This is a genomic window from Neisseria sp. HMSC070F02 (assembly GCF_001814225.1).
Lineage (GTDB): Bacteria > Pseudomonadota > Gammaproteobacteria > Burkholderiales > Neisseriaceae > Neisseria > Neisseria meningitidis.
This window is the reverse complement of sequence record NZ_KV815410.1, coordinates 1-8,858: the sequence shown is the minus strand read 5'-3', so window position 1 is coordinate 8,858 and position 8,858 is coordinate 1. Positions and strand designations below refer to the sequence as shown.

The 8,858-nt window shown below is 52.5% G+C and carries 9 protein-coding genes; 7 read left to right on the top strand and 2 right to left on the bottom strand.

Annotated elements, in window-relative coordinates; translation table 11 throughout:
- Nucleotides 1-53: 53 nt before the first annotated feature.
- On the top strand, nt 54-413 hold the full coding sequence (locus HMPREF2959_RS04830; RefSeq protein WP_002215099.1) for an immunity 8 family protein: 360 nt from the start codon (nt 54-56) through the stop codon (nt 411-413).
- 123 nt (nt 414-536) lie between these two features.
- On the top strand, nt 537-752 hold the full coding sequence (locus HMPREF2959_RS04820; protein WP_002242218.1) for a hypothetical protein: 216 nt from the start codon (nt 537-539) through the stop codon (nt 750-752).
- 189 nt (nt 753-941) lie between these two features.
- Here the strand turns inward: HMPREF2959_RS04820 and HMPREF2959_RS04815 are convergent, their stop codons facing one another.
- On the bottom strand, nt 942-1,481 hold the full coding sequence (locus HMPREF2959_RS04815; protein WP_002221902.1) for an SMI1/KNR4 family protein: 540 nt from the start codon (nt 1,479-1,481) through the stop codon (nt 942-944).
- A gap of 356 nt (nt 1,482-1,837) precedes the next feature.
- Nucleotides 1,838-4,045 carry a DNA helicase II gene (gene uvrD / locus HMPREF2959_RS04810; protein WP_061728288.1) on the bottom strand — a complete coding sequence of 736 codons (2,208 nt, stop codon included), beginning with the start codon at nt 4,043-4,045 and terminating at the stop codon, nt 1,838-1,840.
- Nucleotides 4,046-4,228: 183 nt separating this feature from the next.
- On the opposite strand from uvrD, the gene pxpB reads away from it, so the two are divergent.
- The 5 genes from pxpB to HMPREF2959_RS04780 all read left to right on the top strand — a co-directional run bounded on the left by pxpB (nt 4,229) and on the right by HMPREF2959_RS04780 (nt 8,648).
- Nucleotides 4,229-4,876: a 5-oxoprolinase subunit PxpB gene (gene pxpB, locus HMPREF2959_RS04800; RefSeq protein ID WP_002215596.1), complete on the top strand. Its 648-nt coding sequence runs from the start codon at nt 4,229-4,231 to the stop codon at nt 4,874-4,876.
- Nucleotides 4,873-5,802, top strand: a complete 930-nt coding sequence (locus HMPREF2959_RS04795) for a 5-oxoprolinase subunit C family protein (protein WP_002218633.1) — start codon at nt 4,873-4,875, stop codon at nt 5,800-5,802. The genes pxpB and HMPREF2959_RS04795 overlap by 4 nt, the downstream gene beginning before the upstream one ends.
- On the top strand, nt 5,789-6,526 hold the full coding sequence (gene pxpA, locus HMPREF2959_RS04790) for a 5-oxoprolinase subunit PxpA (RefSeq protein WP_002215593.1): 738 nt from the start codon (nt 5,789-5,791) through the stop codon (nt 6,524-6,526). Before HMPREF2959_RS04795 ends, pxpA begins: the two co-directional genes overlap by 14 nt.
- A 128-nt stretch (nt 6,527-6,654) precedes the next feature.
- On the top strand, nt 6,655-7,848 hold the full coding sequence (locus HMPREF2959_RS04785) for an NRAMP family divalent metal transporter (protein WP_002215592.1): 1,194 nt from the start codon (nt 6,655-6,657) through the stop codon (nt 7,846-7,848).
- A 107-nt stretch (nt 7,849-7,955) separates the two neighbouring features.
- On the top strand, nt 7,956-8,648 hold the full coding sequence (locus HMPREF2959_RS04780) for a YgjP family zinc-dependent metalloprotease (protein WP_002215591.1): 693 nt from the start codon (nt 7,956-7,958) through the stop codon (nt 8,646-8,648).
- Nucleotides 8,649-8,858: the final 210 nt, after the last annotated feature.

Genomic DNA, 8,858 nt, shown 5'->3' with positions numbered 1-8,858 from the left:
TAGGGATAATTCTAACTTAATTTGAATTTCCCTATTTATCTAGGACAGCCCTAATGATTAAATTGGATTTAAAAAGCATAAATTTATATGATATTGATTTTGAAAAATTTACCCCCGAAATTCCAGATAATTTCCATAGATGGATAGATTTGGATATCGGAATCGAAGGAGAACAAGGCTCATCTATTTTTTCACTTTGCATTTGTTCTCCTAAATGGATTTCCCATCATTGTAATAAAGAAGGTTTTTTTTGGTCTAATGCATTAATATTAGAACAGTTTGATCATAAGATTATTAAAAGTGAAATTGATAAAATATTAGAATATTGCTCAAAAGAAACTTGGGATTTGACACTTTCAAACTTATTACGATTTTTTTCTTGGGAATTCGAAGATTACAATCCAAACACATAAGAGCAATTTGGGATGATAAGTCTGGAGCAATTGTAATCAGAGACCCAAATTCAAAAGATGGTGGAACTGCATTTAGACCAACCTTAGGCAAAACTTACTTTGACAAACAAAAATAAAATTATTATGAATATAATCAATTACACAGGTGATGACATTATTATTTCTTTAACAAGAGAAGAGCTTCAATTATTGCGTTCCCTTGTTATTGAAATTTATGCAGGTGTTTGCATAGATGCAGAAGAATTTGAGATTGTGTCAGGAATTCGCAATTCAAAATTGGTACAAGAGCTAGAACAACAATTAATTGAAGCATATGATTTAATGGATACAAAAGGATAACCGAATTATATTTGAGATAGCTCCAAACTTGATAAGTTCTGTTAATAATGTCAATGCTGTCGGAGACAGTTTTTCTTTGCAAAGGTCTTGGATGGCGCGTTTCACCAAACCGTTTTCCTTACGGATTCAAGCGATTATCCGTTATTTCGCCCGTTTTCCCTTGATGATTCCGGTTTTTCAACCGCCGTTTTATATTTCCTCGTCAATAAACTCATCTTCATGCCGCAAGCTGCGGATAAAGGTTTCAAAATCGGGGGCAAGTTCGACGATTTCAAAATCCGATTCTTGCTCGACAAACACCACTTTCGGCTCGCCGTCTTTTCCACACTCCCGATAGTCCAAGGCAAACATGGCATGACCGCCTGACGGGTCGTTGGCAAAATACACGCCGATGGGCGGATATTCCCATTCTTCCATCCAAAGTTTTTGCCCTGTTTCGCCGCACAAACTCCCTTCTTTTTCAAAGCCGATGCCCGATACCTCGCAAATTTGCACATGATCTTTCGCCCACGAATTTCTCTGTGTGGTCGGAAAACAGTTTTTGACAAATATTCCGCCGTTTTGTACCGCCATCAATTCAATAAAACTTTGCGGCAATTTATAGCCCAGTTCACTTTCTACGGCAGCCAAAATTTCAGGGGTAAACGGGGCTTCTTTGTAGTTTTCATCTGCCCAACTGTCGGATTCCCATACGGAGGACAAATCAAAATCTTTAAAAACTTGGGACATAATGTTCTTCCTTATTGATTTTCAGCTATAAACAAGGGTTAGGTATCTATACCCGGCTTTTACCGTCCGTCATTCCCGCGCAGGCGGGAATCTAGAACGTGGAATCTAAAGAAACCTTTTATCCGATAAGTTCCCGTGCCGAAAGGTCTGGATTCCCGCCTGCGCGGGAATGACGGCGGAGGTTTCGGCAAAATTTGTTGTTACCGGATTCAGACGGCCTTTTGCCTTGTCCTTGCTACAGTTTTTTGCCATAGGTCGGATTCTCGAATCCGACATTTTCCAACAGCGGTTTTTCGGAAACGATAGACGCGTCAAATATTTTTGTCGGATACGAGTATCCAGCCTGCATTTCAAATTTACATCGCTTCCAATTTCGCAAACTTGGTATCCAACTCTTTCACGCCCTGTTTGCCGAAGTTGATGGTCAGTCGGGCGGATTCGCCTTTATCTGCGGCATCGATAATCACGCCGGTGCCGAATTTGGCGTGGCGGACGTTTTGTCCGATACGGAAGCCTGCGTAGGTTTGCGGCTGTTTGTAGTCGTCGATGATTTTGTCTTTGAACGTGGCAGTTTGACGCGTGTTGCCGTAACTGTCGTAGGCAGGCTTTTTGACGGACAGGTAGTGCAATACTTCGGGTGGGATTTCTTCGACGAAGCGGGAGACGATGCCGAATTGGGTTTGTCCGTGCAGCATGCGTTGCTGTGCCATGGTGATGTAGAGGCGTTTGCGGGCGCGGGTGATGGCGACGTACATGAGGCGGCGTTCTTCTTCGAGGCCGCCGCGTTCGGCAAGGCTCATTTCGCTGGGGAAGCGGCCTTCTTCCATGCCGGTGAGGAAGACGGCGTTGAATTCCAAGCCTTTGGCGGCGTGGACGGTCATGAGTTGGACGGCTTTTTCGCCTGCACCTGCTTGATTTTCGCCGGATTCGAGGGTGGCGTTGCTCAAGAAAGCGAGGATGGGGAAGGCGGGGTCGTCTGAAATGTTTTCGGGCAGGGTTTCAAAGTTGCTGTCTTCGGGTTTGAACTCGATGGCGGCGTTGACGAGTTCGTCAAGGTTGTCGAGGCGGTCTTGGTTGTCGCCTTTTTGGGTTCGGTAGTGTTCGGTCAGGCCGCTGTCTTTGAGGATGCCGACGATGATTTCGGACAGGGGCAGTTGTCCGACTTGGTTGCGCAGTGCTTCAATCAGGCGGACGAAGGCGGCGATTTTGGCGGCTTTCGCGCCGGCGTTGCAGGCTGCCTGCCAAAGGGTGATGCCTTGTTCGTTTGAGGCCGTCTGAAGGTTCTCGACGGTGCGTGCGCCGATGCCGCGCGGTGGGAAGTTGATGACGCGCAAAAGGGCGTTGTCGTCGTCGGGATTGACGGCGAGGCGTAGGTAGGCGAGCGCGTGTTTGATTTCTTGGCGTTCGTAAAAGCGCAAGCCGCCGTAGATTTTGTAGGGGATGCCGCTGCGGAACAGGCTTTGTTCGATGACGCGCGATTGGGCGTTGCTGCGGTAGAGGACGGCGATTTCGTCCAAATCCCAGCCTTCGCGTTCGAGGGCTTTGGTTTCGTCCACGATGAACCGGGCTTCTTCGAGGTCGGTAAAGGCGGAGTAGTAGCGGATTTTGTCGCCTGCTTCGGCGTCGGTGCGCAGGTTTTTGCCGAGGCGTTCGTCGTTGTTTTCGATAACGGCGTTGGCGGCGGCGAGGATGTTGCCGACGGAGCGGTAGTTTTGTTCGAGTTTGACGGGCGCGTCGATGTGGAATTCTTCCATCAGCGCGGTCATATTGCCAACGTTTGCGCCACGGAAACGGTAGATGCTTTGGTCGTCGTCGCCGACGGCAAATACCGCCGCGTTGCCGCCCGCCATGAGTTTGAGCCAGGCGTATTGCAGTTTGTTGGTGTCTTGGAATTCGTCGACCAGAATGTGATTGAAGCGGTTTTGGTAGTGTTGGCGCAGGATTTCGTTGCTTTGCAGCATTTCGTAGCTGCGGAGCATGAGTTCGGCAAAATCGACCACGCCTTCGCGTTGGCAGATTTTGTCGTATTCGGCGTAGCATTCGATCATGCGGCTTGTGTGCGGGTCGGGCGCGCTCAAGACGGAAGCGCGCAAGCCGGATTCTTTTTGCGCGTTGATAAAGCCTTGCAGCGAACGCGGCGCGATGATTTCTTCGGCGATGTTGAGGCTTTTGAGCAGGCGTTTGATGAGGGAAAGCTGGTCGCCGCCGTCGAGGATTTGAAAGGAAGACGGCAGACCGGCGTCGCGGTGGTGCAGGCGCAAAAAGCGGTGGCAGAGACCGTGGAACGTGCCGAGCCACATGGCGCGGACGTTGATGGGAATCATCGCGCCGAGTCGGGTTTGCATTTCTTTGGCGGCTTTGTTGGTAAACGTTACCGCCATAATGCTGTGCACGCTTGCCTGACCGGTTTGCAACAGCCATGCGATGCGCGTGGTCAGCACGCGCGTTTTGCCGCTGCCCGCGCCCGCCAGCACAAGTGCGGATTGCGGCGGCCAGGTCACGGCGGAGAGTTGTTCGGGATTCAAGCCTTGCAGCAGGTTGGGGGCGGATTGGTCGGGAAACATAAGGATGCCGTCTGAAAAGTGGAATGCGCTATTTTAATAGAAACGGTTTAAGGTCGTCTGAAAAAGTGCAGCGGCAGGGCAGCACTTTTCCAATCGACGGTTTGATGATGCAGCACAGAAGATATTGACAAACCGCCGCCCCTGCATATAGATTCATTAAAACATAACCAAAATGAACAACAAATGAGAATAGAGATCACACCAATCAGCGAATCCGCTTTGGTCTGCCGACTGAATGCGCCTTCCGAACTGGGCAAACAGCAAAAGTTGTGGGCGTTTGCCGCTGCGCTCGGGCAGCACGACAGGATTGAGGAAGTGGTGGTCGGCATGAACAATCTGACCGTGTTCACCCGTTTCGATACCGATTTGGCGACGCTTGCCGATGAATTGCAATATGTGTGGGAACACACCGCCGTTACAGACCATCAGGGCAAACTGGTGGAAATTCCCGTCTGCTACGGCGGCGAATACGGCCCGGATTTGGCGGAAGTCGCTGCTTTCCATCAGACGGTTATTTCCGAAATCGTCCGCCGCCATACGGCGCAAACTTATACCGTATTTATGATGGGCTTCCAGCCCGGTTTCCCTTATCTGGGCGGCTTGCCCGAAGCATTGCACACGCCCCGCCGTGCCGTGCCGAGAACGTCCGTTCCTGCCGGTTCGGTCGGTATCGGCGGCAGTCAGACCGGTGTGTATCCGTTCGCTTCGCCCGGCGGCTGGCAGATTATCGGCAGAACCGAATTACCCTTGTTCCGAGCCGATTTGAATCCGCCGACCCTGCTGGCGGCGGGTGACCAAGTCCGCTTTGTTGCAGAAAGGATTGAGCCATGATTCACGTTTCGGCAGTGCAGGCACCGGCGCATATTCAGGATACTGGACGCTACGGACACCGGCGTTACGGCATCGGTCATGCCGGTGCGATGGACACGGTTGCTTTGGCGGCGGGTAATATTTTATTGGGCAACGACGAAGGCACGGCCGCAATCGAAATCGCTTTGGGCGGGATAATGCTGGTGTTTGAACGGGATACGCCGTTTTGTCTCACCGGTGCCGTGTATCAGGCGGAATTGGACGGCGAACCGGTCTATTCGTATTGGCGTTATACCGCCCGCAAAGGGCAGACCTTGAAAATGGTGCGTGCCGTGCAGGGCATGTACGGCTATGTGTGCGTGGCGGGCGGATTTGATGTGCCGGAAGTGATGGGTTCGAGAAGCACCGACCTGAAAGCCGGTTTCGGCGGCCATCAGGGCAGAATGCTGCAAAAAGGTGATTGTCTCCCCATCGGCAAAGGTGCGCAGGAATTGTCCAAAGTCGGCATTGCCCCGATACCGTTTACCGATACCGTCCACCTTGTTCCTTCGTCGGAATATGCCGCTTTCAGTGAAAAAGGGCGTCTGAATCTGGAACGGGAAACGTGGACGCTGCAAAGCGATAGCAACCGCATGGGCTACCGCTTCGACGGACAGCCGCTGACCCTGTCGCAACCTTTGGAAATGCTGTCCCACGCTGTTCAGGCAGGAACCGTGCAGGTGCCGCCCGGCGGCAAACCGATTATCCTGCTGGCCGATGCGCAAACCACCGGCGGTTATCCGAAAATCGCTACCGTTGCCGCCGCCGATTTGGGCAGGCTGGCACAGGTGCGCTTCGGCAGCAAAGTCAAATTCAAAATAATCGGCTTGAAAGAAGCCACCGCCCTGCGGCGCAAAAACCAAGTCTATCTGAACCAAATACGGAGAATCACCCATGAAGCAGGTTGATTTAAACGCCGATCTCGCCGAAGGCTGCGGCAGCGACGAAGCCTTGTTGCAGCTGATTACTTCGGCCAACATCGCCTGCGCCCAACACGCCGGCAGCATTGCCGATATTCGGGCGGCATTGGCGTATGCCCAACAAAACGGCGTGCGCATCGGAGCACACCCCGGCTATCCCGATCGGGAAAACTTCGGCCGTACCGAAATGAATCTGTCCGAAGCCGATTTGCGGGCGTGTCTGAATTACCAGTTGGGCGCATTGCAGGCCTTGTGCCGTGATCAGGGTTTGGAAATGGCTTATGTCAAACCTCACGGCGCAATGTACAATCAAGCGGCGAAAAACCGTGCGCTGGCGGATACCGTTGCCCGAATTGTGGCGGATTTCGACCCGAAATTGAAATTGATGGCACTTTCCGGCAGCCTGCTCTTGGAAGCCGGAAAAGCCGCAGGCTTGGGTGTGATTTCCGAAGTATTCGCCGACCGCCGCTATATGCCCGACGGTACGCTGGTTCCCCGCAGCCGCCCCGATGCGCAGGTGGACAGCGACGAAGAAGCCATCGCCCAAGTATTGCAGATGGTGCGGGACGGGCAGGTCAAAGCAGTGGACGGCAGCCTGGTTGCCGTGCAAGCCGACAGCATCTGTCTGCACGGAGACGGGCCGCACGCCGTGGTGTTTGCCGAAAAAATCCGGCAGGAACTACTGGCGGCAGGCATCAAAGTTTCTGCTTGAAAAACAGTTCATAGGCCGTCTGAAAACCGCAGGTTTCGCCAAAACGAGCAAAGCGAGTTTCTGCGTAGCTAAAACCGCAGGTTTCGCCCAAACACAGCAACAACCAATTTTATAGAGGATAAGCGATTATGTCTGATCAAAAAAACCGCAGAAATGCCTTAATCGGCGCTGCATTCCTGATGGCGACTTCCGCCATCGGCCCGGGCTTTCTGACCCAAACCGCCACCTTCACCCAAGCACTGGCGGCAAGTTTCGGCTTTGTGATTCTGCTCTCGATTCTGCTCGACATCGGGGCGCAGCTCAATATTTGGCGGATTGTCGCCGTTTCCGAAAAACAGGCGCAGGATATTGCCAATCAGGTCTTGCCCGGCGCAGGCTATTTCTTGGCTGTGCTGATTGTGATGGGCGGTTTGGCGTTCAATATTGGCAACGTCGGCGGCGCAGGCTTGGGTCTGAACCTGCTGACCGGACTGTCGCCGGAAACCGGTGCCGTGATCAGCGGCGTGATTGCCATCGGTGTGTTTCTGTTTAAAGAAGCAGGCAAAGTGATGGACAAATTCGCCCAAGTGATGGGTTTCGTAATGATTGCGCTGACGGTTTATGTGGCATGGCAGGCGAATCCGCCGCTGGCAGATGCCGCCGTGCATACCTTTATGCCGGAAAAACTCGATGCAATGGCGATTGTTACACTGGTGGGCGGCACGGTCGGCGGCTACATCACCTTCGCCGGTGCGCACCGTCTGCTGGACGCAGGTATCAAAGGCAAATCGGCGTTGCCGGAAGTGAGCCAAAGCTCGGTGCGGGCGATCCTGATTGCCTCGATTATGCGGATTGTATTGTTTTTGGCGGTTTTGGGCGTGGTCAGCCAAGGCGTACAGCTCAATCCCGACAACCCTGCTTCCACACCGTTTGAATATGCGGCGGGATACATCGGCCTGCTGATTTTCGGCGTGGTGATTTGGGCGGCTTCGATTACTTCGGTGATTGGTGCGGCTTATACTTCGGTGTCGTTCTTCTCCGGTCTCAGCCCGTCTATCGAACGCAATAAAAACAAATGGATTATTGCCTTTATCGCCGTGTCCACCGCCGTATTTTCCACCATCGGCAAACCGGCGCAGGTGCTGGTGTTCGTAGGCGCATTAAACGGCCTGATTTTACCGATTTCCCTCGGTCTGATTCTGATTGCCGCCTACAAAACCAAAATTGTCGGCGACTACAAACACCCGCTGTGGCTCACCGTTTCCGGCGTGATTGTGGTCGGTTTGATGGCAGTACTCAGCGCCATCACCATCAGCAAATATATCGGCGGCTTGTTCGGCTGAACCTTGTAGCGCAGATGTTTGATTTTGTATATTATCCGAAGTTTGCCGCCTGATATGGAAAATTCCTGTTTCAGACGATGTATCCGGTCTGAAACCTATTCACAACTATGAAACGCTTCACCTATACTCTTTCCGACGGCTTGTGCATCGAAATCGAACTCAAACGCAGTGCCAAGAAAAATCTGATTCTGCGCCCCGTCAATATGCAGACGGTCAGCATCAACGTCCCACCCTTTTTTCAAGACCACGCGTTAGCAAACTGGCTGGCGGCAAACGAAACGATTTTGCGGAACACGCTTGCCAAAACGCCCGTGCATCCTGTTTCCCACCCAAACTTACCCGAGTGGATTTGGTATCGGGGAATAAAGACCAAGCTGGATACCCACAGCCAAAGCCATATCCGTATCACGTCGTCTGAAATCCTGCTTCCCCGAAAAGAAACCGCCGCACAAATCGACCACCTGCGCCGCCTGTTGAACGAACGCGCCCGCGAATACCTGCTGCCCCGCCTTGAAAAACACGCAGCCGAAACAGGACTGACGCCCACCGCCACAGACCTGAGCAACGCCAAAACCTTTTGGGGCGTATGCCGCCCGCACACCGGCATCCGCCTCAACTGGCGGCTGATCGGCACGCCCGAATACGTCGCCGACTATGTCTGCATCCACGAACTCTGCCACCTCCGCCACCCCGACCACAGTCCGCGCTTTTGGCATTTGGTGAACACGCTGACGCCGCATACCGACAATGCTAAAAGTTGGCTGAAGGCGCACGGGCGGGAATTGTTTGTGCTGGGGTAAAGGCTAACCGTAGCGTGGGCTTCGCCCGCGAGAATCCACCCCCTCCCGTACGGAGGGAGAGGGTTGGAGAGAGGGTGGCTCTTGTCCCTTGTTCTGTATATTTGCAAGCCACCCTATCCTAGCCTTCCCCCCGTTGGATAAGGGAAAGGGATCAAGCTGCTGTAACTGAAAGAGGTCGGCGGATTCGCATTTGAAGTGCAACTTTCCCTA